This window comes from Pseudanabaena sp. FACHB-2040 (genome assembly GCF_014696715.1).
Taxonomy (GTDB): Bacteria; Cyanobacteriota; Cyanobacteriia; order Phormidesmidales; family Phormidesmidaceae; genus JACVSF01.
This window is the reverse complement of the sequence record NZ_JACJQO010000010.1, coordinates 264,532-290,601: the sequence shown is the minus strand read 5'-3', so window position 1 is coordinate 290,601 and position 26,070 is coordinate 264,532. Positions and strand designations below refer to the sequence as shown.

General features: G+C 53.7%; 25 protein-coding genes. 14 read left to right on the top strand and 11 right to left on the bottom strand.

The genetic code is table 11. The annotated features are described in order from the left end of the window. The first annotated feature begins 5 nt into the window (after positions 1–5). From H6G13_RS14000 to H6G13_RS13990, 3 genes are all read left to right on the top strand, one after another. Positions 6–998, top strand: coding sequence for a hypothetical protein (locus tag H6G13_RS14000; protein WP_190483827.1), 993 nt, complete (start codon positions 6–8; stop codon positions 996–998). A gap of 3 nt (positions 999–1,001) precedes the next feature. Continuing rightward, complete coding sequence (locus H6G13_RS13995) at positions 1,002–2,612, top strand: NAD(P)H-hydrate dehydratase (RefSeq protein WP_190483826.1); 1,611 nt, start codon at positions 1,002–1,004, stop codon at positions 2,610–2,612. Between the two features lie 103 nt (positions 2,613–2,715). Further along, on the top strand, positions 2,716–3,369 hold the full coding sequence (locus H6G13_RS13990) for a rhomboid family intramembrane serine protease (RefSeq protein WP_242028307.1): 654 nt from the start codon (positions 2,716–2,718) through the stop codon (positions 3,367–3,369). Between the two features lie 124 nt (positions 3,370–3,493). On the opposite strand, the gene H6G13_RS13985 is transcribed toward H6G13_RS13990, so the two are convergent. Next, positions 3,494–4,129 carry a peroxiredoxin gene (locus tag H6G13_RS13985; RefSeq protein ID WP_190483825.1) on the bottom strand — a complete coding sequence of 212 codons (636 nt, stop codon included), beginning with the start codon at positions 4,127–4,129 and terminating at the stop codon, positions 3,494–3,496. Positions 4,130–4,527: 398 nt separating this feature from the next. Between H6G13_RS13985 and H6G13_RS13980 the strand changes: the two genes are divergently transcribed. Both H6G13_RS13980 and H6G13_RS13975 read left to right on the top strand, forming a co-directional pair. After that, on the top strand, positions 4,528–5,976 hold the full coding sequence (locus tag H6G13_RS13980) for a hypothetical protein (protein WP_190483824.1): 1,449 nt from the start codon (positions 4,528–4,530) through the stop codon (positions 5,974–5,976). A 194-nt stretch (positions 5,977–6,170) separates the two neighbouring features. Next, on the top strand, positions 6,171–6,869 hold the full coding sequence (locus H6G13_RS13975) for a response regulator transcription factor (RefSeq protein ID WP_190483823.1): 699 nt from the start codon (positions 6,171–6,173) through the stop codon (positions 6,867–6,869). A gap of 37 nt (positions 6,870–6,906) precedes the next feature. On the opposite strand, the gene H6G13_RS13970 is transcribed toward H6G13_RS13975, so the two are convergent. Further along, positions 6,907–7,317 (bottom strand): DUF1824 family protein, encoded by a 411-nt coding sequence (locus H6G13_RS13970; RefSeq protein WP_190483822.1) that lies wholly within the window; start codon positions 7,315–7,317, stop codon positions 6,907–6,909. Positions 7,318–7,563: 246 nt separating this feature from the next. Here H6G13_RS13970 and radC point away from each other — a divergent pair, with 246 nt between their 5' ends. Next, positions 7,564–8,289 carry a DNA repair protein RadC gene (gene radC / locus H6G13_RS13965; RefSeq protein ID WP_190483821.1) on the top strand — a complete coding sequence of 242 codons (726 nt, stop codon included), beginning with the start codon at positions 7,564–7,566 and terminating at the stop codon, positions 8,287–8,289. Here the strand turns inward: radC and H6G13_RS13960 are convergent. Together H6G13_RS13960 and recF are read right to left on the bottom strand one after the other, a co-directional pair. Next, positions 8,286–8,960 (bottom strand): Uma2 family endonuclease, encoded by a 675-nt coding sequence (locus H6G13_RS13960; RefSeq protein WP_190483820.1) that lies wholly within the window; start codon positions 8,958–8,960, stop codon positions 8,286–8,288. The two genes, radC and H6G13_RS13960, sit on opposite strands and share 4 nt — an antisense overlap. A gap of 31 nt (positions 8,961–8,991) precedes the next feature. Next, a complete protein-coding gene (gene recF / locus H6G13_RS13955; protein WP_190483819.1) occupies positions 8,992–10,128 on the bottom strand; it encodes a DNA replication/repair protein RecF in 1,137 nt (378 codons plus the stop codon). 104 nt (positions 10,129–10,232) lie between these two features. Between recF and H6G13_RS13950 the strand changes: the two genes are divergently transcribed. The 4 genes from H6G13_RS13950 to H6G13_RS13935 all read left to right on the top strand — a co-directional run bounded on the left by H6G13_RS13950 (position 10,233) and on the right by H6G13_RS13935 (position 13,480). Continuing rightward, entirely contained in the window at positions 10,233–10,982 is a 750-nt protein-coding gene (locus tag H6G13_RS13950; protein ID WP_190483818.1) for an AraC family transcriptional regulator, read from the top strand. An 81-nt stretch (positions 10,983–11,063) separates the two neighbouring features. Further along, a complete protein-coding gene (locus H6G13_RS13945; protein WP_242028306.1) occupies positions 11,064–11,954 on the top strand; it encodes an EamA family transporter in 891 nt (296 codons plus the stop codon). A gap of 42 nt (positions 11,955–11,996) precedes the next feature. Then, a complete protein-coding gene (locus H6G13_RS13940) occupies positions 11,997–12,821 on the top strand; it encodes an SDR family oxidoreductase (protein WP_190483816.1) in 825 nt (274 codons plus the stop codon). A 143-nt stretch (positions 12,822–12,964) separates the two neighbouring features. Then, positions 12,965–13,480 carry a histidine phosphatase family protein gene (locus H6G13_RS13935; protein WP_190483815.1) on the top strand — a complete coding sequence of 172 codons (516 nt, stop codon included), beginning with the start codon at positions 12,965–12,967 and terminating at the stop codon, positions 13,478–13,480. Positions 13,481–13,586: 106 nt separating this feature from the next. Here the strand turns inward: H6G13_RS13935 and H6G13_RS13930 are convergent, their stop codons facing one another. Both H6G13_RS13930 and ald read right to left on the bottom strand, forming a co-directional pair. Beyond that, entirely contained in the window at positions 13,587–14,348 is a 762-nt protein-coding gene (locus H6G13_RS13930) for a hypothetical protein (protein ID WP_190483814.1), read from the bottom strand. Positions 14,349–14,656: 308 nt separating this feature from the next. Then, positions 14,657–15,772 carry an alanine dehydrogenase gene (gene ald, locus H6G13_RS13925; RefSeq protein WP_190483813.1) on the bottom strand — a complete coding sequence of 372 codons (1,116 nt, stop codon included), beginning with the start codon at positions 15,770–15,772 and terminating at the stop codon, positions 14,657–14,659. A 79-nt stretch (positions 15,773–15,851) separates the two neighbouring features. Between ald and H6G13_RS13920 the strand changes: the two genes are divergently transcribed. From H6G13_RS13920 to H6G13_RS13910, 3 genes are all read left to right on the top strand, one after another. Then, positions 15,852–16,781, top strand: coding sequence for a LysR family transcriptional regulator (locus H6G13_RS13920; protein ID WP_190483812.1), 930 nt, complete (start codon positions 15,852–15,854; stop codon positions 16,779–16,781). Positions 16,782–17,031: 250 nt separating this feature from the next. Next, positions 17,032–17,907 (top strand): hypothetical protein, encoded by an 876-nt coding sequence (locus H6G13_RS13915; RefSeq protein WP_190483811.1) that lies wholly within the window; start codon positions 17,032–17,034, stop codon positions 17,905–17,907. Positions 17,908–18,120: 213 nt separating this feature from the next. After that, positions 18,121–18,279: a family 2 glycosyl transferase gene (locus tag H6G13_RS13910; protein ID WP_190483810.1), complete on the top strand. Its 159-nt coding sequence runs from the start codon at positions 18,121–18,123 to the stop codon at positions 18,277–18,279. A 69-nt stretch (positions 18,280–18,348) separates the two neighbouring features. On the opposite strand, the gene frr is transcribed toward H6G13_RS13910, so the two are convergent. Beyond that, positions 18,349–18,906 carry a ribosome recycling factor gene (gene frr / locus H6G13_RS13905; protein ID WP_190483809.1) on the bottom strand — a complete coding sequence of 186 codons (558 nt, stop codon included), beginning with the start codon at positions 18,904–18,906 and terminating at the stop codon, positions 18,349–18,351. After that, a complete protein-coding gene (gene pyrH, locus H6G13_RS13900) occupies positions 18,893–19,621 on the bottom strand; it encodes a UMP kinase (RefSeq protein ID WP_190483808.1) in 729 nt (242 codons plus the stop codon). Before pyrH ends, frr begins: the two co-directional genes overlap by 14 nt. A gap of 178 nt (positions 19,622–19,799) precedes the next feature. On the opposite strand from pyrH, the gene H6G13_RS13895 reads away from it, so the two are divergent. Then, on the top strand, positions 19,800–20,471 hold the full coding sequence (locus H6G13_RS13895) for a diacylglycerol/polyprenol kinase family protein (protein WP_190483807.1): 672 nt from the start codon (positions 19,800–19,802) through the stop codon (positions 20,469–20,471). A gap of 20 nt (positions 20,472–20,491) precedes the next feature. On the opposite strand, the gene H6G13_RS13890 is transcribed toward H6G13_RS13895, so the two are convergent. The 3 genes from H6G13_RS13890 to H6G13_RS13880 form a co-directional block, all read right to left on the bottom strand. After that, complete coding sequence (locus H6G13_RS13890; RefSeq protein WP_190483806.1) at positions 20,492–21,703, bottom strand: CHAD domain-containing protein; 1,212 nt, start codon at positions 21,701–21,703, stop codon at positions 20,492–20,494. Between the two features lie 373 nt (positions 21,704–22,076). Then, positions 22,077–22,544, bottom strand: coding sequence for an orange carotenoid protein N-terminal domain-containing protein (locus H6G13_RS13885; protein WP_190483805.1), 468 nt, complete (start codon positions 22,542–22,544; stop codon positions 22,077–22,079). A 291-nt stretch (positions 22,545–22,835) separates the two neighbouring features. Beyond that, on the bottom strand, positions 22,836–25,835 hold the full coding sequence (locus H6G13_RS13880) for an EAL domain-containing protein (RefSeq protein ID WP_190483804.1): 3,000 nt from the start codon (positions 25,833–25,835) through the stop codon (positions 22,836–22,838). Positions 25,836–26,070: the final 235 nt, after the last annotated feature.

Here is a 26,070-nt window from a genome sequence, read left to right as displayed (position 1 = left end):
GGATCATGATGAAAACCTCTCTCATTCTAGCGTCTCACCGGCAGCACCCTGGGCGCTGTCACTCGGGCCTGATTCCTTCAATGACTCCTGTTTTGGCTCTGATGCTGCTGACAGGCGGAACGGTTTCTCTCAGCCAAACTGAAGCCAGTGCCCAGTCAGCTGCCCAGTCAGCCGCCACGATGCTGGCTCAGGTCTACGACGTGTCCCCACCCACGCCTGGGCTCGGCCTCGAGGTGCCCAGTTATCCGGCTCCCCCCCCTACCCCTAATGCCTATGCCAATGCTGGGGGGCTGCCCACGGGAGAGCAGTATATTGTCTACGTTTCTGGTAGCGATCCGCTATTGCTCGATCAGCTGCGTTCGATTGAGCCGGAGGCTTTTGAAACAAGTCATCAGGGACAGTCGGTGATTCAGGTGGGTCGCTACAGCGTCTATCAAAATGCCCAACAGCAGGTCAGTACGCTGAGTAGTCAGGGAATTGGGGCGCAGATTGCCCAGGTGGGTGCGGTAGTGCCTACCTATGGGCAGCTACCTACTCCGCCACCCACCGCCTACATTAGCTCTGGAGAGCTGCCGCCTCTGCCTGTTGTGCCGGGGCCTCAAGGATCGATCCCTGTAGTTCCTGTCCCCACAGTTCCTACTGCCGCAGCCCCAAATGTTGAGTTTGGCCAGCCTCCTAGCGTCTACTCTGGCCCCACCTCTGGTAATGAGATGCCGCTGCCGCCTTCTAGTCCGCCTACGACCGCTGCTGTAGTGCCTCCCGCCACGGCAGGAGCGCCATTTTACGTGGTGATTCCGGCGGCGACTCAGGACTTGCCGGCAATTAGCAGCCGCTTGGTTGAGCTGGGCACACCTGCCGACCGAGTACAGCAGCGCCAGAGCCGACTGGGTCCTAATGTGGCAGTAGGGCCTTTCAACGACCGAGGGCTAGCCGAGCGCTGGCGAGGCTATTTCCGAGAGGCGGGCTATGGCTCTAGCCGGGTTGTTTATGAACCGTAGAGTATGAAGGCGGTAGGGCAGGAGCGCTGGTTTAATGCTGGCTCAATCGGGCAGCTGCCCTCCCCCCTGATTCATCGGGCTGTTGTTACAGCAGATCAGATGCGCCAAATTGAAGCGCGCATTTTTGCGGCAGGAATGCCGGTGGCAGCCCTGATGGAAAAAGTGGCGGGTCTGATCGCTCAGTGGATTAGGGCTCACTTTCCCCAGTCAACCTTTCCTCAAATCGGTGTTTTGGCTGGGCCGGGGCACAACGGCGGCGATGCGCTAGTAGTGGCCCGCGAGCTGCACCTAAATGGTTACCGGGTGCAGGTACATGCGCCCTTTTCTCGACTAAAAGAGCTAACTGAGCAACATGCCCGCTATGCGGCCAGCCTGGGCATTCCTTTTGTTGAGAATGTGGCGGCTCTGCAAGATTGCAACGCTTTAGTTGACGGGTTGTTTGGCTTTGGCTTGGAGCGAGACATTGAGGGAGACCTGGCCGAGACGGTGGCAACCCTTAATGCGTGGCCCCAGCCCAAGATCAGCATTGACTTGCCTTCGGGCCTGCAGACTGATACGGGAGCGGTATTGAGCACTGCCCTTTGCGCTACACATACCCTCTGCTTGGGCCTTTGGAAGCGGGCCTTTTTTCAGGACGAAGCGCTGCCTTACCTGGGAGAGGTGGAGCTGATTGATTTCGGCATTCCGACTGCCGATATAGAAGCCGTTTTGGGACAGTCGCCAGTGGTGCAGCGACTGACGTCAGAGGCTGCGATCGCAAGGCTCCCTCTGCCCCGTCCCCCCGCTACCCACAAATATCGAGTAGGTCATCTACTGCTGGTTGCGGGGTCTCGGCAGTACGGGGGCGCGGCCTTTCTGGCGGGGCTAGGGGCACGGGCCAGCGGTATGGGCATGGTCACGCTGGCCGTTCCCGAAAGCCTGCGCGGCCCGTTCCATGCCCAACTGCCAGAGGCGCTGATCTTGGGCTGCCCGGAGACAGAGACGGGTGCGATCGCACATCTCCCCGACAGCTTGGACCTAGACAAATTCAATGCCATTGCCTGTGGTCCCGGCTTGTCTCGTCAGGCCCACACTGCTGTTGATCAGGTGCTGGCCAGCGGGGCTCCGCTGCTGCTAGATGCTGATGGCCTGAATCTGCTGGCCGATCAAGGAGCCGCTGCCACCCTCTCGAAGCGAACTGCCCCCACGCTGCTGACGCCTCATCCCGGCGAATTTAAGCGGCTGTTTCCAGAGATTGCCAAGCAGCAGTTGGAGGCGGGATCGGCTGCCCTAGCCGCTGCTCAGGCTTCGGGAGCCGTGCTCATTCTCAAAGGAGGGCGATCGGCGATTGCTAGCCCCCAAGGCCAGCTCTGGTATCTCGCGGCCAGCACGCCTGCCCTAGCCCGAGGCGGCAGCGGCGATGTGCTAACTGGGCTGGCGGCAGGGCTGCTGGCCCAGTCAGCCCAAAACCCTGATCAAGCTACTGAAGGAGCCTTAAACGCCGCTCTCAGTGCCGCCTGGTGGCATGCCCAGGCCGCCCGCGCTGCAGCTAAAGAGCGCAGCGTTTTGGGTGTCGACCCGCTGACGCTGACGCAGTTTCTCGACCCGACCCTGGCTCAGTGGCTACAGAATTAGGGCTTTGGGAGCCTAGATCCTGCTCGGGTACCCGAAAAAGAGGCTGAAGGCTTTTCCCCTACCGCGCTTGTTGGAATCCTGCCGCGCTTGTTGGAATAATGGAATGTTTGGCAGCAATGCAGGTTCAGGCATGGCGATGATTTGGCTTCAGGTATCCACAAATCGATGGTTCAACACTCTGCCAAACGATCTGCGGCCAGGGCTACAGCTGCTGCTGCTGTTTCTGGCAGTGCTGTGGGGTCTGGAAATCCTGGATCTGTTTCTGCGAGGGGCGCTAGATCGCTTCGGTATTCGCCCCCGGCAGCTAAGCGGATTGCCCGGCATTCTTCTGGCCCCGTTTCTTCACGGGGATCTGGGGCACTTAGCGGCTAATACTGGGCCGCTAGCGATTCTAGGAACGCTGATTTTATTTGATGGGCTAAATACTCTCCTAATCGTCACCGCTGTCGCTTGGTTAGTCGGCGGTGTGGGCGTATGGCTGCTGGGTCGCCCCCGCACCAATCATCTAGGGGCCAGCGGTCTAGTCTTTGGCTACCTGGGCTTTTTACTGCTGCGGGGCTATTTTGTGCAGAGCCCAACTGCGATCGCAATTGCCGTCCTAGTCGGTTTTCTCTATGGTGGAGCGCTGTGGGGGCTGCTGCCGCTGCGGCGGGGTCGCTCCTGGTCGGGCCATTTATTTGGCTTTATTGGAGGTGCGATCGCGGCCCGCTACTTGATTGATCTGCAAACCTGGTTCGGCACTGGCGCTCAACCCTAAAGTTCTGCGGCAAAAACATCATCTCTTGGCAATAAAAAAGGCCCACCATAAGGTGAACCTTCTTATAGAAAATCTTGCCAATAGAGCAATTCACAAACTGCCCTAAAGTCTGCTCAGCTCAACTTTACTTGTTGGGCTGGGGCGTCATCCGCAGGTAAGGCTTGATTTCAGTTACGCCTTTGGGGAATTTCTGCTTAGCTTCCTCGGTGGGAATAGCAGGAGACACAACCACATCTTCGCCATCTTTCCAGTCAACTGGGGTGGCAACACTGTAATTGTCGGTCAGCTGCAGAGAGTCAATCACCCGCAGAATCTCGTTGAAGTTGCGGCCCGTGCTGGGGGGATAGGTGATGGTCAACCGCAGCTTCTTGCTGGGATCAATCACAAACACGCTGCGCACAGTCACCTTGGCATTGGCGTTGGGGTGAATCATGTCATACAGCTCAGACACCTTCTTATCCACATCAGCAATGATGGGATAGTTGACAGTGGTGCCTTGAGTTTCATTGATGTCGCCAATCCAGCCCTTGTGGGATTCAGCATCATCAACGCTGAGCGCGATCACTTTGACGCCGCGCTTGTCAAATTCGGACTTGAGTCTGGCAACGCTGCCCAACTCAGTGGTGCAGACGGGAGTATAGTCAGCGGGGTGAGAGAACAGGACTACCCAGCTGTCGCCAGCCCACTCAAAAAAATCAATTTCACCCTCGGAGGTTTGTTGGGTGAAGTTGGGAACCTGGTCACCTAATAGGAGCGCCATATCTAACTTCCTGTGATCTCAATCTGGACGTATCAGTCGCGGTCTGTAACCGGCATAGAGTATCTTGCCATAAACCCCGGTATTCCGGTCGGGGTTTAGAGGATTCTCTTAACAATCCTACTGTGATTCGCGTCACCTGAGTAGCAAAGGTCAGCAAAGTCAAACAATATATGGCTCGGCTGTGTACGCCTGAATTGCCGCTCTGCCAACCCCGTCGAAGCAACACCGCAGTTCTGGCCTGGGTAAAACCGTATAGACGACAACATTATTAAAGAATCCATAAAGTCGGTCGGCAATGCAAGTCCCCTCCCCAGACGGTGCATAAAATGCTCTTGCAGGGCGGAGTCTGTCTGGTCTAACGATTTATTGCATTGGCCTGATAATTAATTGCGATCGCTATGGAAAACCTAACTTTTGTCCCCAAAATTTACGATCCGGCTATTAATCCCAATCCCCTCGCTTCGGGCTTTTTAACCTACGGGCAGCTGCCGGTGTCGCCCCTGTACGTTTCTCCCCTGCCGCTAGGGCCGACTACCGATATTTTTGATGTGCCCAGCCTTTTTGCCACCGCTACTCAAAGCGCTGCAGGCGTCACACTCAACACCAACGGGTCAGTTTTTAATGGTCTAGTTGGTTACAGCTTGCCTTTATTTATTGCCAGCGGCACCAAAGTCCCTACAGGTAGAACCCTCTCAGCAACGGCAAACACCGGGTATGCCGGGTTTACCAACTACACCATCGATCTGACTAACGTTAATCCTCTCAACCTAGGCTCGATTACGCTAACGCCAGTCAGCCCCAATTTCCCCATCCTCGACCACACACAAGGATTTACCCTCGAATTTGACCTAACCGTTTTGCAAGAATCTAGCGCTGCTGGCAGAGCAGGATTTAGCGCTCTAATTGTCAGCAACGACCCCAGCAAGAGCATCGAACTCGGCTTTAAAGAGCAGGGCAACGGCACCGATCGGGTATTTGCTCAAAATGCCAACTTCATCGGTGAAGGCGAAACCAGTTCCCTGCCGCTAGAGATTAGCCAGACCAAGACCTACCGAGTGAGCTTTACAGGCAATACTTACTCTCTATCTGCTAACGGCGTTCGGATTCTCACAGGCGAACTGCGAGACTACGTTTTCGACCCCGCTACCAGTAATCCGCCCTTCCCCGGCTCGGCCAATCCCTACGAAGCCAAAAACCTGATTTTCTTTGGCGACAACACAGACCAAGCCCGCGCCCAATTTACCCTAGGCCAAATTGCAGTGCTGCCGGTACAGCGCGATTTGACCCCCGACCTCTACGACGACTACTTAGCCTCCCATCCCGACCTGATTCAGGCTTTTGGCTACAACCTGGCAGCCGCCAAAACCCACTATGAGAACTTCGGCTTTAAGGAAGGCCGCGCCATCGACGCCTTCTCCGAAGGCGAATACATCGCCTCCTACGACGACCTGATCAACGTCTACGGCTATGACCCGAGAGTAGCCCTCCCAGTCTTCCCCCCCCCCGAGGTCAACCCCACCGTCGTCGCCCTCGGTTACGACCCCACCGCCGTCACCGAGCACTACATTCGGTTTGGCTATGGCGAAGGCAGATCCGTCACGTTCCAGGCCGATGAATACCTAGCTTCCCACGGAGACCTGATCCAAGCTTACGGCTACAACCTGACAGAAGCCGTCCGACACTTCATCGTCTTCGGCTCTAAAGAAGGCAGATCGCGAGACTTGTTCGATGCCAATGCCTACCTGAACAAATACGCTGATCTTCAGACAGCCTTTGGCGGCAATCTAGATGCCGCAACCCGCCACTTTGTCGAGTTTGGTTTCGCCGAAGGACGTTCTGCGGTGTAGGGACGCGGGGACGCGGGACGCGGAGAAGATGGGAGTGATGGGGGGATGGGGGAGCTTGAAAGGCGCAAAGAACTTGAGGCTTTAACTCCCCGTGTCCCCGCGTCTCCCTCTCCCCGCGTCCTCCACTCCCTCCTACCCATCCACCCTGGCATTAACACGCTAAAGTGAGCATAGATGAGGGAGTGGCCCCAACTATGGCAGAAACGAGCGGCAACATATTACTGGTAGATGACGAACCTGGTCTGCGGGAGGCAGTGCAGGCTTACCTGGAGGACAGCGGCTTTGTGGTGCAGGCCGCTAGTAACGCTCAGGAAGGCTGGGACCTGCTTCAGGTGCAGACACCGGATGTGGTGATTTCAGACATCATGATGCCCCAGGTGGATGGCTACCAGTTTCTCAAGCAGGTCCGAGAAGATCCTCGCTTTAAGGGGCTGCCGGTCGTCTTTTTGACGGCTCGGGGCATGACGAGCGATCGCATTCAGGGCTACAACGCTGGGGCTGATGCTTACCTGCCCAAACCTTTTGACCCAGAGGAGCTAGTTGCGATTGTAGGCAACTTAATCGGTCGTCGGGCTGCCCAGTCCCCCGACCTATCAGATACCCCCGACATTGCTACAATGGCCCGCCAGATCGAAGAAATTAAGGCGATGCTGAGCCACCGGGGCAATGTCGCCAAAACCCCCTCCCCCATTCGCATTGACCTCACACCGCGCGAACAGAGCGTACTAGATCTGGTGGCCGAGGGCCTGATGAACAAAGAAATTGCCCGCCGCCTCGAAACCAGCGTTCGCAACGTCGAGAAATACGTCAGCCGCCTCTTCAGCAAAACGGGGACCAACAGCCGCACTGAGCTAGTGCGCTTTGCCCTAGAACATGGGCTAGTCACTACCTGATGGGGCTTTTAGGCGCAGGCTTCTACGCCGCTTTCAACTAACTGAATAGATCCAAGGGAAAGGGCCCATAAGTACCATTTACTTCGTCTACATCAGAGCTGTGGTAGGTGATTAGAACTCCTCTAGAGCCGCCGCTGTAGCTGTCTAAATACCAGGCTCCCTTAAGGGTATTAAACTTGATATAGACAGGCCCTTCTCGATCCGGGAGATCTATCTTGACAGGCGTAACCAGGGCCGTGACATAGGCATCTGCTGCCGTTTTGCCCTGTTCTAGCGTGTCGGCGCAAATTCCCAGAGTCTGGTAGTCAGACAGCTCGTTGAGCAACAGCAAAGCGGCACGGGTGTCTTCCTGCTCTTGGGCACTCAAGGCGGGCGGTATATTCAGGCAGCTAAAGCGGTTGAGCTGCTTGCGGAGAACTTTAATATCGGCAGGGCTAGTTTCTGGCATGGTTTAGAGGGTAGTCAGCGCAAGATTCTTTCCCTAGAAACCATACCCCCGATTGGGGTCTTTGGTGCGCAGCAAAGTTCTTAAGCGTTATCGAAAGACGGGAATGAAGCTTTGGAAACACATGGTGCATTACATCAGCGTCAGAATTGAGCTTGCTTCGTAAGCATGAGGGGCTGTGGAGGATTGTGTACAGCTAGTTTAGGGATTACTAGACAAGGCGCACCTTCTACCTTTCAGGCGTACATCATGACCTATCACGTCCGTGTCATGGACATGCCCAGCAGCGAACGACCCCGAGAGCGAATGCAGTCCTACGGAGCCAAGAGTCTGGCGGCAGCAGAACTGCTAGCGATTCTGCTAGGCACCGGCACCGGCAAGATCTCTGCAGTCGGGCTGGGGCAGCTCATTTTGCAGGAGATGGGCCAAAACCAGCGAGATCCACTGGCAATGCTGCGCGAGGTCTCTCTCCATGACTTAACTAATGTGCGCGGTATTGGCCCAGCCAAAGCCGCTACCATTCTCGCGGCGGTTGAACTGGGCAAGCGAGTGCTGCAGACTAAGCCGCTGGAGAAAACAGTGGTTGATGATCCAGCCATTGCCGCCGCTGCCCTCAGCCATGAAATGATGTGGCAGGCCCAAGAGCGCTTTGCAGTGCTGTTGCTCGACATTAAGCATCGACTGCTAGGCACCAAAGTCATCACTATCGGCACCGCTACTGAAACCCTGGCACATCCCCGCGAAATTTTTCGGGAAGTGATTCGCCAGGGAGCCGTTCGCTGCATCGTCGCGCACAATCACCCCTCTGGCAGCCTAGAGCCTAGCCCCGAGGACATCAACCTGACCCGGCAACTGCTTAGTGGCGCGCAGGTTCTTGGGGTGCCCGTTCTCGACCATTTGATTATCGGCAACGGCGATTTTCGCAGCCTACGGCAGACAACAGCGCTGTGGCAGGAGTGCCCGCAGGAGGTTTAGGGAAGAGGGTCCTGCTTTCTATCTTTACTCCTCTCTTCTCCCCTATAATCAGTCCTCACCCAATCCCGAAATAAGCGAATAAGGGCATTTTCCTTTGTGCTTGTTCTGAGAGTTAAAAATTTCTCAACATCGGCTCGGGCTAGCAATGGAAAAGCGAGGCTGAAGTCACAGGGCTGATACTGCTGATGTTTTAATCGATAAATTGTTAGAGACTGGCCATTGTAGCGCCAAACTTCGGGTACGCCCAAGGCTGTGTAGATAGCTAAGCGATCAATTGAGCTACTGGTGATGTCTACTTCGATGGCCAGATCGGGGGGTGGGTCTTGGCTCAAGTCAATCTGGGCTTTATCCCAGACAGCAGGCTCGTTTTGGATGTAGTAGCACTGATCGGGTTCTAGGCCGCGTTCGAGGTCTTCGCGATCGCAAGTCCTCGAACCCAGACTACGAATCTCTAGCCCCAGTTCTTCCGTCAATGCTTCAACCAGTCGTCCCAGTAGTTTCTTGTAAGTTTCGTGGGGATCTAGCGGCATTCTAATTTCGAGTAACCCCCGATCATAGGTAAGGCGCATCGCAGGCTGATTTTCAAAGTCTCGTACTAGAGATTGATAAGTTCGCCAGCTAATATTTTGCAGCAAAACCCGATCTGGACTTTGAATAAGGGTCGCCGTCATGGTGCAAGGGGGTTAGTAAGTCTTCTATCTACTATTTAGCAACAAGTTGACCGTTCTGGACGGTGAGGATCTGGGAGGACTGCAGCCACTGGGCGTCGAATGAGCCTAGGTGAGTGGTGGTAATTAGGGTTTGAAAGCGATCTTGAATGGCGTCTAGAAGCTGGTTTTGGCGCTTCAGATCGAGTTCGGCTAGTACGTCGTCTAATAAAAGTAGAGGCGGGTCGCCTACAACTGAATCAATTAACTTGAGTTCGGCCAGCTTGAGGGCTAGGACCAGGGTGCGCTGCTGGCCTTGGGAGCCGTATTGGCGGGCAGGGGTATCGTTGATGGTGAACTCAATGTCATCGCGGTGGGGGCCAACGAGGGAGGTGCGCTGGTGTCGCTCTGCGATCGCACGCAGCCGAATTTTCTCTAGAAAGGCCGTCTGAATGATTCCCGGATCATCTTCCTCCAGGGGCACGTTGGGCTGGTAGCGAATCTGCAAATCTTCGGTTTGGCCGCTGATAGCTCGATGCCACTCCTGAGCAAGGGGAGCTAGCCGCTCAATGGCCCTGGCCCGCCGCCGGATGACGCGAGTGCCCAGAGCCGCGAGTTGAGCATCCCACAGGGCGAACTGAGTAGCGTCTACCTGGGGCGCTGGCTGAGGCTCTTCCTCCTCCCCATAAGTCTGACGAATTAGGGCATTGCGCTGCTTCAGGGCCTGGTTATACTGGCTCAAGATGTGGGCATAGACGGGCTCAAGCTGCATCAGCAATGTGTCTAGCCAGGTACGTCGCTCTCCTGGACCGCCCCGCACCAGCTCTAGGTCTAGGCTAGAGAACTGTACTGCATTGAGTGCACCTAAAAAGTCGAGCTGCCGCCGCAGCTTTTCGCCATTGAGAATGGCGGTACGACGCCCCCCATTTCGGAGGACTAGAGAAAGGTCGGCGGGCCCTAGGTCACGCTGCACCGTGGCGCTGATCTGACCAACTGCTGCCCCTTCCCGAATCAGATCTGAGTCGCGGCTGGTGCGGTGCGACTTGAGCGTGGCCAGCACCTCCACCGACTCCAGCAGGTTGGACTTGCCCTGAGCATTTTCCCCTACCAGGATGGTTTTGGGGGCACTGAAGTCAACCTGCTGCTCGGTGTAGTTACGAAAGTGTCTCAGGTGAAGGTGCTTGAGGTACATGCAGGCGGCATTAGCAGGGGCAAATTGCGAGGCTAACCAAACCCTCAGTTTAGCGAGATCGGGTATGTTCAAAACAGAAGTGTCTGCTGTCGCTCGGTGGCAAGATGAACCAACTCGTGGGCGAGTGCCGCACCTATTCAGCTCTAGTCGATACCCATGATCATCCCTATGCTCAGCTTTTGCTGACGCTGCAGGGGGAGCTGTTTATTGAAACGCCCGAAGCTGATCTAGTTCTAGATGAGTCGCGCCTGGTCTACCTGCCGCCCCATTGCCAGCACTCTTTCTTTGCCAGAAATACCAACCAATTCGTAGTGCTTGATATCCCTAGAGCCTTGGTTCAGGCAAATTCTCTAGCTGCGGCATCGGCCTGCATTCAGCAGCGTATGAACGAACAGTGGCGAGCCGTGCGTAACCTAATTCGAGAGGATTTGAGCAGGGGGAGTCCGAGCACTGGGCTAAGGCATCTGACGAACTATGCCCTTGCCCTGCTGCAGGATCAGCAGATGCCACGAGGATTAAAGCCCCGCCCTCAAGCGCGATCGCAACAGCATATCCTTGACCACTACGACCAGCCGCTCACCCTAGAGTTCTTGGCCCAGCTAGAGGGTTACACCGTGGGCTACTTCTGTGAGTGGTTCAAAAAAGGGACGGGGCAAACGCCCAATGCCTATCTGCAGCAGGTGCGGCTGGATAGAGCTAAGGAGCTATTGGCGCACAGCGAGCTGACCATTCTGGAAATTGCTCAGACCGTCGGCTACGAGCATCATGCCTCGCTGACGCGGCTGTTTCGCCAGCAGGAAAGCTGCTCGCCGCAGCAGTATCGCCAGCACAGCCGAATTTTGGACAAGGGTTAGCCGCAATTGGGTTAAGCGCTGCCTGGTGCCTTCTCTCTACACTTTTTGGCAGGTAGTTGAGGGATCGTGATGCAGCACGCGATGAAAAAGGCTTCTATCCGGGCGACAGCCGTTGGCTTTACAGCGATTTTGATGTGGGCGACGCTGGCTTTCTTGACGAAACTTAGCGGGGCGTTGCCGCCGTTTCAGTTGACAGCAATGGCGTTTACGCTGGCTTCTTTAATCGGGCTGGGGCTACGGGTAAGGGCTGGGAAATCCTTGGGCGCAGATAGGGGCGCAGGCCCTTACGCCCCTACCAAGTTGCCTATGGGGGCATGGCTCAATGGATTATGGGGTCTGTTTGGCTATCACTTTTTCTACTTCATCGCGCTGCAGAATGCGCCTGCAGTGGAGGCCAGCCTGATTGCCTATCTGTGGCCGCTGTTGATTGTGCTGTTGTCGGCCTGTTTGCCGGGAGAACGGCTGCGCTGGTTTCACTGCGTTGGTGCACTGGCGGGATTTATTGGGGCGGGGCTGCTGGTCACGAGTGGACAGGGTCTGAGCTTTAATCCGCAATATCTGCTTGGCTACTTAGCGGCGCTGGTGTGTGCCTTTACCTGGTCGGGCTATTCGGTGCTGTCTCGCAAGTTTGGGGCGGTGCCGACTAGCGCTGTGGGCAGCTTTTGTGCGGTAACGGCGGGGCTGGCCTGGATTTGCCACGGGCTGTGGGAGACAACGGTGTGGCCGGTAGGTGGGGAGTGGGGTGCGATCGCATTTCTCGGCCTAGGCCCCATTGGTCTGGCTTTTTATACCTGGGACTATGGGGTAAAACATGGCAGTATCAAAGCTTTGGGGGCGCTGTCTTATCTGGCTCCGCTGCTCTCGACTCTGCTGCTGGTGGCAACAGGTTTTGCCGAGGCTTCCTGGTCGCTAGGGCTGGCCTGTCTACTGATTGTAGGCGGCGCGATTTTGGCCTCAGGTGATTTAACGTAATAAGGCATCTAGCTTGAACTTTAAAGAACCCTACCCAAATCAATGAACGCTGCAATTATTGGCTGTGGCTACGTGGGCAAACCCGTTGCCCAACTGTGGCAAGATCAGGGACTCACCATCACAGCGACCACCACCCGATCAGAGCGCGTCTCCGAGCTACAGCCGGTTGCCAACCAGGTTGTTATCTTGCGCGGCACCGACGAAGCGCGGCTGCGAGACACGCTCAACGGTCAGACATGCGTTTTAGTCAGCGTCGCCGGAGGCCGCCAAAACGGCTATGCAGAAACCTACTTAAAAACGGCTGAGACGCTAGCCATGGTCTTGTCTCAGGTTGGCACCGTAGCGCAGCTAATCTACACCAGCAGCTTTTCTGTCTATGGCGACCACAGCGGCAACTGGGTCACGGAAACCACCCCTGTTAAACCAGCCGCGCCCAATGCCGAAGTTTTGGCTGAAACTGAGCGAGTGCTGCTGACCATTGCCCGTCCTGGCTTAAACGTTTGCATTCTGCGGCTGGGCGGCATTTACGGGCCGAGGCGAGAGCTAGCCAGGATCTACGGCCGTTGGGCTGGAACAACCCGTCCAGGAGCAGGGGCTGAGTGGAGTAACTGGATTCACTTGGATGATATTGTGGGCGCAATTGACTTTGCCCGTATGCATGGGCTAAGCGGCGTTTACAACCTGGTGCAGGATGAAATTCCCACGGTGCGAGAGCTAGTTGAGCGAGTCTGCAGCGTCAGTTCTCTACCGGCCGTTACCTGGGATCCTTCCCAGCCTAGCGATCGCCCTTACAACGTTCGCGTTTCCAACCAAAAGCTCAAGGCAGCCGGGTACCGCTTCAACCGCCCCCAGTTCAACCTGGAGTAGACGTTGTACCTGTCTTTCTAAAGGAAAACTCTGTCTTGGGCAGGCAGACTCAACAAAAAGTTTTTTAATTATCCTGAAGAGAAATAATGTAATCGCGTAGGCTGTTTCCATTAATTTTTCTAGGTAGTTCCTGTTCTCTAGGTATGGAAAAGCACCTTATTCTCTTTCGCCACGGCAAGTCTGACTGGGCTGCCGAGTTTCAGAGGGACCATGAGCGCCCCGTTGCTAAGCGGGGCATTAAAGCGGCTAAGGCCATGGGCAAGCTGCTAGCAGCTGCGGGGCAGGTGCCCGACTCTATAGTGTCTTCCTCGGCTGTTCGAGCTAAGACAACGGCTGAGCTAGCGGCTGAAGCGGGAGGCTGGGGCTGTCCCCTGCGAGTCACCGATCAGCTTTACGAAGCAACGCCTGAGGAGGTCATGACTGTCATTCAGCAAGAACCTGATACGACTCGCACGCTGATGCTGGTAGGCCACGAACCCACGTGGTCGGAGCTGACCGGGCGGCTAATTGGCAGCGGTCGGGTGCTGTTTCCTACCGCTGCTATGGTGCGGATTGATTTTGAGCTGAGCAGCTGGGAGCAGATTGCGTTTGGGCTAGGCCAGTTGGTCTGGTTAATTCCCCCTAAACTGTTCACCGAAGGCGATTTTGAGGGGGTGTGATCTGGCTGCGATCGCACCCCCTCAAAGCACTGGCTACCCCCGCTAAGGCTCCACTCCTCCACAACCTCGGAGAAAAGCCAGGGCAGTGCCCTCATAGAACCCTGGCCTAGAGCGCTAGGAGCAGGCATGTATAGCCGCCCGCGCCTAGGACAAAGGCCCAGAATCGACTTTCGCGCTCCTCCGGCAGTTCTTCCTTTAGGACATTCAACACAATGCTGCCTGCTAGAAAAGAAAAGGGTATGGCGATCGCAGTCCCAGAAACCTCCGTACCGCTACCAATCACCCAGCCCACTACCACACTGCCTGCCAAAATCCAGCGACCTACCTGGTCATAGCTCTTTTTATGGTGCACTCGTAAGCCGTAGTCATTCACCGCAAAGTGAAGTGCGATCGCAACAGCAAAAGACACCATCTCCAGGAATCCGGGTTCTTCCTGGTGCAGCAACAGATAGCCAATCAGCGCGTTGTAAAGAGCAAAAGCCACGATGTGAAGCCAAAAAACTCCGGCCTCAGTCACATCGCCATTGCCGCTCTCTTGATTGCGTTGCCGCGACACTATTGCCGCCCGCTCTAATCCATAAAAAGCGGCTAATCCCACCAGCGCCATTATATAAACGTGGTGCTCTAAAAACGCTAACCCAGACCCTAAGCTCTTCTGAACGGTTGTCTGAGCCTCGTTTAGATCAGGAATGAGGTGGACGAATACGTAGGCTACAGACACGCCACTGCCAAAGGAAAGCCAGATATTGCGGGGGATACATTGAAGAAATAGCAGTTTGCCAGAGTAGAGATGCACCAGCGCCAGCAGCACACTGAGCAACCCCGACAATAAGACCAAACTCGACTGGGAGAGATCAGCCTCAGCCATAATGGCATCCCTCAGTGCAAGTACTCCTCTACAGCTTGACGGGTTTTGGCAGTAATTTCGTCTCTCACAGAGTAGAAAGGATGCAGGGGAGGTTTGCGATCGCAGCGTCTCAACAAAAAAGCCACTGATTTTCCTCGTCCCAATGCTCTGTGCTGGAATGCTCAGCAGGGGCTCTACCCCCTCAAAGCAGCAGAGCCCTCAGCGCCATTCTTTAACACAATATCTAGGCAAAAAAAGGCCACTGATGTCTATCAGTGGCCCAACTTCTGGAGTTGGTCGTCTCTCAAATCTCGGGTCTAATGCTTAAGTCAGACCAATGCAAAATCAGACGTGCTCCGTCCGGTTAAATCCGGAAAAGCAGATCGAATGGCGGGGTGAACCAGTTCACCGTTAGCGACATTGAGGCCTTGGCCCAAAGCACTATCGGTCAGCAGCGCGTCCAGCCCCTTCTCAGCCAGCTTCAGCACGTAAGGCAGGGTAGCGTTGTTGAGAGCCTGCGTCGCAGTCCAGGGGGTAGCTCCTGGCATGTTGGGCACCCCAAAATGTACAACGCCCGCTTCTACATAGGTAGGCTGGCTGTAGGAGGTGGGCCGTAGGGTTTCGATACAGCCGCCTTGGTCTACCGCCACATCAATAATGACGGAGCCGGGGCGCATTTGAGCCACCAGATCTCGATTGACCAAAATAGGGGCTTTGCGACCGGGCACCAGCACAGCTCCAATCAACAGATCGGCCTGAGGCACTGCCGCTACGATCTGGCTCGATGTGCTGTAGAGCAGCTCAACGCGAGAGCCAAAGAGGGTTTCCAGGTAGGCTAACCGATCTACGTTAATGTCGATGATCTGTACTCGGGCACCCATGCCTACGGCAATCCGAGCCGCTTCAGTACCCACTACACCACCGCCCAAAATAACGACTCGGCCAGGCTGCACACCCGGCACTCCGCCCAGCAAGACGCCGCGCCCGCCCTGCTGCCGCTCCAGGTAACGAGCCCCAAACTGCACCGATAGCCGCCCAGCAATAATGCTCATAGGCGTCAGCAGCGGCAGTCTGCCGTCGGCTGTGGCTACTGTTTCGTAGGCAATGGCGTGCAAGCCGCTCTGTAGCAAGGCCTCTGTCAAAGCCCGCTCTGCAGCCAAGTGGAGATAGGTAAACAGAATTAAATCTTTGCGAAAAAAGCGATACTCAGAAGGTTGAGGCTCTTTCACCTTAACCACCATCGACTGCGCCCAAATAATCGTCGGATCGGAAACCAGAGTCGCGCCAGCTTCAACATATTCCTGGTCGGTAAAGCCAGAACCCGCGCCCGCCCCACGCTCGACGACAACCTGGTGGCCTTGCTGGCAAAGCGTCTGCACGCTAGCCGGAGTCAAGCCGGCTCGAAACTCTTGATCCTTAATCTCCTTGGGCAGTCCGATCCGCATGGCTCAAATTCCTTCAGGTGTTGTAACAACTGTATGAAGTGCAGCCAAACCATTCAAATGACAGTGTTAATGTCCATGCATGAGCACTGTTGATGTCTCCAAAATTAAGCTGTTTCAGCTGCGGGCTTTTGCCGCTGTGGCTGAGTATGGCAGCTTTGGCAAAGCCGCTGCCGAGCTAGAGCTAACCCAGTCGGCCATTAGCCACGCGATCGCAAGCCTAGAAGCAGAGCTCGGTGTCGTGCTGTTTTCCCGAGGGCGACGGGGCGCAGCGCTGACCCCAACTGGAACCGAGGTCATAGACAACGCTCGCCAGATTTTGCACCACCTCGATCAGCTGGTCAGCACCACCCAGCAGGCTAGGGGTCTAGCCGGAGGGCAAGTCAGAGTCGCCGCCATTCGCAGTTTGGCAACCCACTGGCTGCCCCAGGTGATCGCAGCCTTTAAGCAGCGCTACCCGCAAATTGGCGTTACCATTACCCGCTGCGTCAACCACGGCGAAGTGCAAACCGTGCTGCAAACAGGAGCCGCCGATGTCGGGTTAATGGATATCTACCATCCCGCTGGGCTAAAAGTCTACGAGCTATTTGCCGACGACTACATCGCCCTGCTGCCGCCTCGGGCAGTGCTGCCCGATGGCCCCCTAACCTGGGCCCAGCTACGCCAGTACCCCCTGATCCTGCCGGTGCCCAACGACAACAGCTACACTCTGCTGCGTGAATACTTAGCCCAGCTGCCCGTACACCTAGACATTGCCTACGAACTCAATGAAGACTCGACCATTGTCAGCATGGTGGCTGAGGGGCTAGGCATGACAATCTTGCCCTACTTTGCCGCCATTCCCATTCCTTTAGGGGTGCGAGTGCGGGCGCTGCCCCTGCCTCTGAAGCGGCAGTTGGGTGCGGCCGTTTTAGCAGATGGTATCCATAGCCCGCCAATCTATGCCTTCCTAGACACGATCCAGCAAAAGAGGGATGAGGCAGTCTCGGCTGCATCGCTAGCATCAGGCTAACCTTTTCAAGAAACCCCCTCAGGAAGCCAGCGAAACTTTCACATCTTTAGCTTCCAACTCTCTGATGATGAGATGGCAGCCATCAGCCAGCTTAGAGGCAATCAAAGGCTAGTTTCACCCGCTGGGCTTGCGCCTGCTTGGGATCAGCCCAAAGCCTCCCTGACCCATTAAAAGTACCCTTAGGGGGCATGTTCTTGGAGAGTGGCTGTGGCAGCCTGGTAAGTGCTGATTTGCATTGAATTGCCCCCCTATGACTCAAAAGATTGCGATCGCAGTCATTCACGGCATTGCTCAGGCCAATCCTGAATTTGCCGACAAGCAAAGCCCCAACTACGTCAGTGGTATCGCAGTCCGACTACAGCGGGAGATAGTGCGGGCCCTCCCTGGGGTGGCAGATCCTGATTTGCAGCTAATTATCGAGCCAGTGTACTGGTCCCCCGTTGTGCAAAATCCGCAGGATGAGCTGTTTAAACGGCTCCAAATCCGGCAGCGGCTGAGCCGTTTCTTTGGCCTACGCGACTTTATTTTTCACTCCTTGGCCGATAGCATTGCCTATCAGCCGATTCAGCCCGCCTCCGCAGCCGAAGAGCAGATCTACGAAGACATTCACACCCGCTTTGCAGAGACCCTAAGGCGACTAGCCGATCAGGCTGGTGAACGCGCCCCCCTATGCGTTATTGCCCACAGTTTGGGCAGTGCTATTGCCAGCAACTTCCTCTGGGATTTGCAGCAGGGCAGGCGACCCGCCACCGCCCGCGATAACCCCCTAGAGCGAGGCGACACCTTTACCCTGTTTTATACCCTAGGCAGCCAAATCCCGTTTTGGTCCCTCAGATTTCGCAACTTTGGTACCCCCATCCAGGTGCCCTCCCCCCAACTGCCTCAAATTTATCCCAACCTGCAGGGCCAGTGGCTCAACTTCTACGATCGCAACGATCTGCTCGGCTACCCCATCGAAGGCATTAATGAAGAATACCGCCAAGTTGTCAAAGACATCGAAGTCAACGTAGGCAATCTCCTAACCAGGTGGAATACCCTGTCCCACAACGAATACTGGCGTAGCTCTGCTGTCACTCAACCGATAGCGCAGGGATTAGCCAATGTATGGCGACAGGTAAACGGGTAGAGCAGACCTGTCCTTGAGTAGAGCAGACCTATTTTGAGCAGCTACTAGTAGGAACTGGGAAAAGCCGAGATTTCACGGAATCGCAGAGATCGTTGATCTCCCGGAGTGCAAAGCCGCTATGTAGCTTCTAGGATGAAGTCACGCTGGCTAAATAAAGCTTACATAAAGCGCCATCGTAACGCCCACAGGTCTGTCAACGCGAAGGAGGGCACTATGTTCTGGGAACTCTGCATTCAATATGCCAATGGTAGTGAGCAGGTGCTAAAGGTCTTCAAGGACTTGGAAGCCGCTCTAAACTGCGTTGACCGCATTTATGCCGAAGGCTACCCTATGCACATTGCCTATATGGTGCGCCCGGCCTGTAGTGCCTAAACTAAAACGCCTCGGGGCATGGCTTAGCCATGCCCCGAGGCATAGAACCGAAAAGACTTCAAACAGACCTCAAACGGTGGTGATGTCTTTTTCCTTTTCTGCCAGGGCCTCGTCAACCTTGGCAATGTACTTATCGGTCAGCTTTTGAATAGTGTCTTGAAGATCGCGAGACTCATCTTCAGAAATGTCTCCGCTCTTTTCTTGCTTCTTGACAAAGTCCATTCCATCCCGACGGATATTGCGGACAGAAACCCGGCCTTCCTCAGCGTATTTATGGGCTATCTTGACGAACTCCTGACGGCGTTCGCTGGTTAGCGGCGGGATATTGAGCCGAATCACCTGCCCATCGTTGTTGGGGACGAGCCCAACATCCGATAGGGAAATGGCTTTTTCGATCGGTGATAGAGTGCTGCGATCATAGGGCTGAATCAGCAGCGTGCTGGCCTCAGGAACACTGATATTGGCCAGCGACTTGAGTGGGGTGGGCGTACCATAGTACTCCACCGAGATTTTGTCGAGCAGAGAGGCATTTGCCCGACCTGTACGAATGGTGTTGAAAGACCGATGGGTCGATTCAACCGCTTTTTCCATGGCGTCTTCGATATCGCCAACGTCAGCTAACTTCACAGGATTCTCCCACAGTTGTGCCAATAGACTCTCCCATCACGGCGCGATAGATATTACCGCGCACGGACAGGTCAAATACCACAATCGGAATGCTGTTATCTTTGCATAGCGCAATTGCGGTGCTATCCATTACCTTAAGATCCTGAGTCAACACATGACTATAGGTAAGGGATTGATAGCGACGAGCCTCGGGGTTGATTTTGGGGTCAGAATCGTAAACGCCATCTACTTTGGTGGCCTTGAAGACGACATCAGCATTGATTTCGGCAGCTCTAAGAGCAGCGGTGGTGTCGGTAGTGAAAAAGGGATTGCCCGATCCGGCCCCAAAAATAACCACCCGGTTTTTTTCCAGGTGGCGAATCGCGCGGCGGCGGATATAGGGTTCGGCAACTTCCTGCATGGAAATAGCAGTCTGAACCCGCGTTGGCACCCCGATGCGCTCTAGGGCGTCTTGCAGGGTCATGGCGTTCATCACTGTGGCAATCATGCCGATGTAGTCGGCAGTGGCCCGGTCCATGCCAGCGGCAGATCCTTTGATGCCTCGGAAAATATTGCCGCCCCCCACCACGATAGCGAGCTGAATGCCGGTATTGATTACCTCAGCAATTTCTTCGGCGATAGTTTGAACAATGTTGGGATCAATGCCGTAAGCCAGATCTCCCATAAGGGCCTCCCCACTAAGTTTGAGTAAGACCCGACGATAGGCTGTGCCCATATGAATCACACTTTAGGGGTATCTATAACGGTTCCCCACCAATATACCTACTTAATCCGCGTTCAATTCAAGTAGGGAAGTGGGGCGCTGAAGCTTCATGGGGGGATTAAAGTAGTTTGATAGGGTTTAGATCTGCCGCCCAGGGGCGCTGTCGCTAGAGAGGATTAAAGTCCGGTTTATGCCTACCCCACTGCTTCAGGTTGGCCTGGTTGTTGGCTGGTTAGCTATTGTCGGCGGGGTAGCAGAGGGGCTGCGTCGAACCACGGCGGTTGGCCCAGAGATTACCCGTAAGGTGGTCCACATCGGAGCGGGCCATGTCATTCTGTTGGCTTGGTGGCTGCAAACGCCTGCCTGGATGGGAATTGCAGCTTCGGTGGCGGCCAGTGCGATCGCACTGCTCTCCTACCGTATGCCCATCCTGCCGGGGATTAACGGCGTTGGGCGAGACAGCCTGGGCACGTTTTTCTACGCTTCGAGCATTGGCTTGCTGACTGCTGGGTTCTGGCCCCAAGGGCTGCCCCACTACACGGCCATTGGCATTCTAGTAATGACCTGGGGTGACGGCTTAGCAGCGCTTGTAGGGCAGCGGTTTGGTCGCCATCCCTACAAGCTGTGGGACACGCAGAAAAGTTGGGAAGGCTCCCTAGCAATGTTTATAGCGAGCCTGGTTGTCTGCCTTAGCATTCTTGGTGGGGTCTACGGCTGGTCTCTAGCCATTGGCCTGATCAGTTTTCTAGTGGCTGTGGTCGCTACTGGCCTAGAGGCTTTTTCGAAGTTCGGCATCGACAACCTAACGGTTCCCCTAGGGAGCGCAGCACTAGCCTACTGGCTCAACAGCCTAATATCGTGATTTTGCTACACTCCCAGAGGCTAGCCCTGCTGCCCCATGCCTTTTGTCTTCTGCCGTTTGCCCTTTGCCTTGAGCATCGTTTTGAAAGTAGTTTTGCCGCCTTTGGCATCTATTTTGGCCTGGGTTGGCTGAGCAGTTGCGGTGACGGGGCGCTGTGGGGCAACGGTATTAGATTGTTCAGTGGGTTCAGGCCGCTCTTGGACCGCTGCTGCCGGATTTTCTGTCTCTGGGGGTGCTTCTACTTTTGAATCTTTTTCTACTTTGGCGGGCGGTTCAGCGCCTGGGGCCTCTGGTGTCAGGAGGACAAGCCGTAGGTGATGCCGCATAGCAGGGTCGAGGTAAGTTTGCTGGAGAGACTGCCACTGCTGCCAAGCCTTATAGCGGTTGTCTGCCAGTTGGGAAAACAGAGAGGGAATTTGGTTGCGGGCATCAGGTATCGCCTCTTCTAGAAAATCGGCCAGGATCATGCTGTCTTGGAGCTGGCCCAGAGTTTCCTGCATGGCTTCTAAGTTGTCCAGCTCGGCTGTGAGAGCATCGCCATAAAGGTCTTCGATCAGCTTGAGTTGGTAGCGAACGCGCTTGATTTGCTTGCGCAGGCTGTGCAGGGGCTCGCTGTTTTGATCAATCAACTCATCAACAGCGGCGGGATCAAGCTGGGTGTCGATCTCAAGGGTTTCGGTGGTGCCGATCAACCAACCAGGATGTAGCCAGAGCCGACTAACCAAAGGCAGCACCAGATCGGGCATGGCAGTTGCGGCCGGTAGAGCTGCGATCGCATCTAAATCGGGCTGCTTCAGCCAACCCTTCAGGCCCTTTTTGAGTTGGCGGTATTTTTCCCCCTCCAGCAGCTGCTTGACCTGCTTAAAAACGCGAACGCGACGACGAGCCAGCGCTGTGAAAGCAGTTTCTAGAGCAGTCTGCTCAGCCTGCGGCAACTCTGGCAGGAAACGCTGCCGCAGTGTTTCCTCAATCACGTCTAGGTCACGCAGTTCTCCCAACTGGCGGGCGACATCTGCCACGCGAGGTTCCTTACCAGCTTTTGGGATGGTAATACCGGGCTGGAACACCTGCAGGGCTGTTCGCAAACGCCGCATGGCCACTCGCATCTGGTGCAGTTCTTCAGGGTCGGTATCGGCCAAGACGGCATCTTCGCGACGAGTAGCCTGCTTTAGGTACTTTGCGATCGCAGCTTGAGCCAAACTGCCCAGAGTTTCATATTTAGCACCAACCATGGCATTCACCTTCGTTTAAACATGACAATTCCTCCCCCGAGCACTGAAGGAGGAGAGTTCCAAAATTTAGTTGCTGGTTCTTGTGAGAGAGTGCATTTCTCCCTTATTTAACCCAATCTTAACTAATAGAATGGCCTCCCTGCGGACAGAAAAAAGTCAGACTTTCTTAATGCTTAGTACGGCTGCTCAAAGAGCTAGGCTTAGGGTTAATGGACAGTTAGGTTAAGGCTGCTCGCCCCACAAGAGTTAGAAAAACGCTGTTCTTTCACGCTTTTTGCCAATCAAATACCAGGAGTAGACTTCTAGGTCTACTCCTGGCAAACACGAGCTATGCTTTAAGCGAATTTTTGACTAAGGCCGTACTCAGCAGCAGCTACTGACCTGTCTTGAATCCCATGTGAGACACTGCACTGCGGGTAAAAGTAACTCGGTCTTCGAGATCGAGTTGCTGGATCATGCCAACAAATTCGCTAGTATTCTCGGGCAGCTCATAGTCACTGGGGACATTGATTACAGAGCCTTCTTCCATACATTGAGCCAGCAGCAGCCAAAACTCGAGCTTCACGCTGGAGCTCAGAGCACCATATCCCCGACTAACAGGCGTATCTGCACCGGTAGCAACGTCACGCTGGGCCTGCAGCTGCTCCTCCTTAGGCATAGCTTTTACTTGATCAACTAGGGCCTGCCCCAGGGTTTCTACATCAGCGCCAGGAGCCGGATTTAGCTGATCTTTGATATCCAGGTAGCCAAACCAAAGCAGAGCTAGCTGAGTGTCAGCATCAAACTGCTGAAATTTTTCTAGAGGTTGGTTGATTGCTTGATTGTCGGTGGTGTAAGTCATAGAGAATTCCTAATTTCGTCAGGCGTTTTCATCAGGCGCTCATAAAATTCATGAGGCACCTCTTCAAACTACTTAACAAAGTCTAAGGAACCCTCTCATATAGCCAAACTGTCAAATGAAATACTTTTCAGACACTTTTTAAGATGCTAATTCTGTCTATCGAGAGTGTCTAGCAATCGCTCCTCCCCCATCTAGTTTATTGCCACGTTCCCAGAAAGATTGAAGACACAGGAGAGCTTGACTGCTGTAGCATATACAGTCATAAATTCTCGCCATTTAGGTTAAGCGCTGCTAATCAGAATCCCTTAATAATCGAGTAGCCTCATCTGCAGGAACTGGTCGGTAAAAGAAAAATCCCTGAGCTGTTTCACAATCAATAGACTTTAAGAAATCAAGCTGCTGAACCGTCTCAACGCCTTCTGCCACAATACTAAGGCCCAGGCTTTTACCCAGTGCCACGATGGTTGAGATGATATGAGAGACTTTTTTGTTGTGCGTGAGATCTTGAACAAAAGACTTGTCAATCTTGAGGTGATTGAAGGGTAGAAACTGCAGCCGACTCAAGGAAGAGTGCCCAGTACCAAAATCATCAATAGACAGCTGAATGCCCATCTCTTCCAAACGCTGAAATAGTTCTTCTGTAAATTGAATGTCGTTAATAGCTGTTGATTCAGTCACCTCTAGCTCTAGAAAATGAGGCTCTAAATTGGTTTCAGCTAAAATACCCGTAATTATCTTAACTAGATTAGGCTGCCGAAACTGCTTAGGTGAGAGATTTACAGAAACTCGGATAGGTCGCAGCCCCGCTCTCTGCCAAAGTTTATTTTGATCACAGGCTTGCCTCAAAACCCATTCCCCAATCGGAATAATCAGCCCATTTTCCTCAGCAATAGGAATGAATTTATTGGGGCCTACCAGCCCCATCTCGGGATGCTGCCAGCGAACCAAAGCTTCCATCCCATCAATTTCCCCGCTGCTGATGTTGATGCGAGGTTGATAAAACACTCGTAGTTCATTTCGCTCTAGAGCGTGACGCAAATCCTTTTCTAGGAGCAATGTTTCTGGTGACCTAGAATCCATTGAGGAATGGTATATCTGATAGCCATTTCGGCCTAACTCCTTAACCTGATATAGTGCAATATCTGCTCTTCTAATCAGAGTTTCAGCATCCACTGTATCGTTTTCTAATAAAGCAATGCCAATGCTGCCTGTGACATAAAGTTCATGAGATTCAATGGTAAAAACATTGTCCAGATTGGCAATGATCCTCGCTGCAACGTGGTTGGCATCTTGAAAAGTTTCAAGGCTAGGCAGCAGAATAATGAACTCATCGCCTCCCCATCTCGCTACCACGTCTCCAACCCGAACCGAAATTTCTAGCCGTTGAGAAACCAGCTGTAGAAGCTGATCGCCGATGGTATGACCTAGAGTGTCGTTAATCGTTTTGAAGCGGTCCAAATCAAGGAACATTACCGCTAGATTCTTTTGGGTTCGGTCAGCGTTTTTGAGGCATAGACTAAGCTGCTCATTAAAGAGCATACGATTGGGCAGCCCTGTTAAGACATCGTGTAAAGCCCGATGACGAATGCTATCTTCAACCTGCTGACGCTGAATTGCGCCCCCAATGTTAGCAGCAATGGTAGACAAAGTTGCTACCTCATGAGACGACCAAAGGCGAGGCTGCCGACTGGCCACTCTAAGGAACCCCCAGAAAGACCCTGCTAAAATGAGTGGCACCAGCAAAATAGATTGACAGCCACTAGTCTGCAAAAAAAGCTCTTCTGAAAGCGGCAGATCGTTAGCTGTTCCTACAATGATCTGGCCATCAGATAGTTTTCTAAGCCAGTGAGAAAGACCCTGTTCGCTGTGGGTTTGTTCTTGCCAGCTGAGTTGGCTGGAAGAGTTCGAGGCTTCTTTAACCCACTCAAACTCAATAGTGACGGCTGAGCGCTCTAAGCTTTTTGCTGAAGCATGACTGCACAGCAGCATTTGATCAGCTTCAATAGCTTCTCCAACAATGGAGAGCGCCGATAGCATTGCTGCTTGAAAATCAAGGTTAATTAAAAGACAATTTGCTGCCTGGGAAACCGCTTCCAGAAGGCGATCTCGCTTTAGGAGTTCTGCTTCAGCTATTTTGCGCTCCGTAATGTCTTGGACAGAGCCTTCAAACCCAATACACTGATGGCTCTTATCATAAATCGCTCGAGCATTTTCTGAAATCCAGATTATGCTACCATCCTGACGATAGATCTGAGATTCAAAATCGAAAACTATGCCTGTTAATTTGACGGTTTCGACAAACTTATTTCGACGGGTCTTATCTACGTAGAGGCATTCCCCAATATTCAAAACCTGGTTCATCAGATCTTCAGCCGAACTGTAGCCACAGATGTGAGCGAGCTTGGGATTTGCTGCGAGATATGCTCCTTCTAAAGTAGTTTGAAATAAACCCTCAACGGCATTAACAAAAATGCTTCGATATTTCTTCTCAGCTTGAAGTCGAGCAGCTTCTGCCTGCTTTTTCTCAGTAATATCGAACAAAAAGATTCGGATCAGGTCATTCTCTTTAATTTGATGAATGGTCTCTTCGTAAATAGCTGAATTGTATTCAATTTCTCGAGTATATGATTTTTCTAGTAGGTTGTGAGTAGCTTGAATAATTCCCTCTAGGACGGGGTGGGCTATATTTCTCTCTCGAATGTCTGGAAAGAGGCTGATTGCTTTGGGGTTAAGGTAAGTAATATTACCTTCTGTATTGATTTCAATAATTGGGTTAGGAATTAGCTCTGGGAAGGTGGCTAGATGCAAAAGAGCTAAATCCGAAAATTCTCGGCGTTCCTCCTGTGAAACGATCACCGTTTCGAGTTCCCTACTACCTTCTGAAAACTGGCCCACTAGAGCCGCTTTAAGCTCCTGCGGATCTTCCAATCCGACAGGAGCATAAAAGTTGTAGTAGGTAGCTCTAATCGCACTCCCTAGAGCGACTTCGTCTCCATGTTTGAGAACGTAGGAGGTATGTTTTTTACCGTTGATGTAGATGCCGTTTGTGCTTTTTTTGCCAGATAAGCTGCCGTCTACAATTTGGAATAAGTGCTGGTGGCTATCGGGCACAGCCACCCTAAGCAAAATGGCATGTTGCCTAGAGACTGATGATGAGCTAATGACAATTGAATTACTCGGGTCGCGACCTATCGAGTAGGTTGCGTTATCTAGAACGATCAGCTCATCTTTTTCGTCGCAGGTGAACTCAAGCAGATGGTAAATCTGATTTGTAGAGCTGAGTACTGGCATCGTTTTAAGGGTTGGATGGCTTAGGCTACCCAGGCGGTAGACCACCCCCTGATATAGCAACACGTAATACCAGTTTTCCCCACCAGAATTACAAAAAAACGCCGCCTCTCAAATAGCGCAGCTTGACAGATCCTGAAACGCAGGGAGATAGAGAAAATGAGGGAGATAAATCACTGTTGAGAGTTCCCCGCATCCCCGCGTCTCCTTGCCCCCCGTCTTTACACTAGGTCTTCCG

Bases quoted from the DNA above. Each gene is read 5' to 3' on its own strand.
- H6G13_RS14000 (WP_190483827.1), top strand. From the start codon at position 6: ATGATGAAAACCTCTCTCATTCTAGCGTCTCACCGGCAGCACCCTGGG.
- H6G13_RS13995 (WP_190483826.1), top strand. From the start codon at position 1,002: ATGAAGGCGGTAGGGCAGGAGCGCTGGTTTAATGCTGGCTCAATCGGG.
- H6G13_RS13990 (WP_242028307.1), top strand. From the start codon at position 2,716: ATGTTTGGCAGCAATGCAGGTTCAGGCATGGCGATGATTTGGCTTCAG.
- H6G13_RS13985 (WP_190483825.1), bottom strand. From the start codon at position 4,129: ATGGCGCTCCTATTAGGTGACCAGGTTCCCAACTTCACCCAACAAACC.
- H6G13_RS13980 (WP_190483824.1), top strand. From the start codon at position 4,528: ATGGAAAACCTAACTTTTGTCCCCAAAATTTACGATCCGGCTATTAAT.
- H6G13_RS13975 (WP_190483823.1), top strand. From the start codon at position 6,171: ATGGCAGAAACGAGCGGCAACATATTACTGGTAGATGACGAACCTGGT.
- H6G13_RS13970 (WP_190483822.1), bottom strand. From the start codon at position 7,317: ATGCCAGAAACTAGCCCTGCCGATATTAAAGTTCTCCGCAAGCAGCTC.
- radC (WP_190483821.1), top strand. From the start codon at position 7,564: ATGACCTATCACGTCCGTGTCATGGACATGCCCAGCAGCGAACGACCC.
- H6G13_RS13960 (WP_190483820.1), bottom strand. From the start codon at position 8,960: ATGACGGCGACCCTTATTCAAAGTCCAGATCGGGTTTTGCTGCAAAAT.
- recF (WP_190483819.1), bottom strand. From the start codon at position 10,128: ATGTACCTCAAGCACCTTCACCTGAGACACTTTCGTAACTACACCGAG.
- H6G13_RS13950 (WP_190483818.1), top strand. From the start codon at position 10,233: ATGAACCAACTCGTGGGCGAGTGCCGCACCTATTCAGCTCTAGTCGAT.
- H6G13_RS13945 (WP_242028306.1), top strand. From the start codon at position 11,064: ATGAAAAAGGCTTCTATCCGGGCGACAGCCGTTGGCTTTACAGCGATT.
- H6G13_RS13940 (WP_190483816.1), top strand. From the start codon at position 11,997: ATGAACGCTGCAATTATTGGCTGTGGCTACGTGGGCAAACCCGTTGCC.
- H6G13_RS13935 (WP_190483815.1), top strand. From the start codon at position 12,965: ATGGAAAAGCACCTTATTCTCTTTCGCCACGGCAAGTCTGACTGGGCT.
- H6G13_RS13930 (WP_190483814.1), bottom strand. From the start codon at position 14,348: ATGGCTGAGGCTGATCTCTCCCAGTCGAGTTTGGTCTTATTGTCGGGG.
- ald (WP_190483813.1), bottom strand. From the start codon at position 15,772: ATGCGGATCGGACTGCCCAAGGAGATTAAGGATCAAGAGTTTCGAGCC.
- H6G13_RS13920 (WP_190483812.1), top strand. From the start codon at position 15,852: ATGAGCACTGTTGATGTCTCCAAAATTAAGCTGTTTCAGCTGCGGGCT.
- H6G13_RS13915 (WP_190483811.1), top strand. From the start codon at position 17,032: ATGACTCAAAAGATTGCGATCGCAGTCATTCACGGCATTGCTCAGGCC.
- H6G13_RS13910 (WP_190483810.1), top strand. From the start codon at position 18,121: ATGTTCTGGGAACTCTGCATTCAATATGCCAATGGTAGTGAGCAGGTG.
- pyrH (WP_190483808.1), bottom strand. From the start codon at position 19,621: ATGGGCACAGCCTATCGTCGGGTCTTACTCAAACTTAGTGGGGAGGCC.
- H6G13_RS13895 (WP_190483807.1), top strand. From the start codon at position 19,800: ATGCCTACCCCACTGCTTCAGGTTGGCCTGGTTGTTGGCTGGTTAGCT.
- H6G13_RS13890 (WP_190483806.1), bottom strand. From the start codon at position 21,703: ATGGTTGGTGCTAAATATGAAACTCTGGGCAGTTTGGCTCAAGCTGCG.
- H6G13_RS13885 (WP_190483805.1), bottom strand. From the start codon at position 22,544: ATGACTTACACCACCGACAATCAAGCAATCAACCAACCTCTAGAAAAA.
- H6G13_RS13880 (WP_190483804.1), bottom strand. From the start codon at position 25,835: ATGCCAGTACTCAGCTCTACAAATCAGATTTACCATCTGCTTGAGTTC.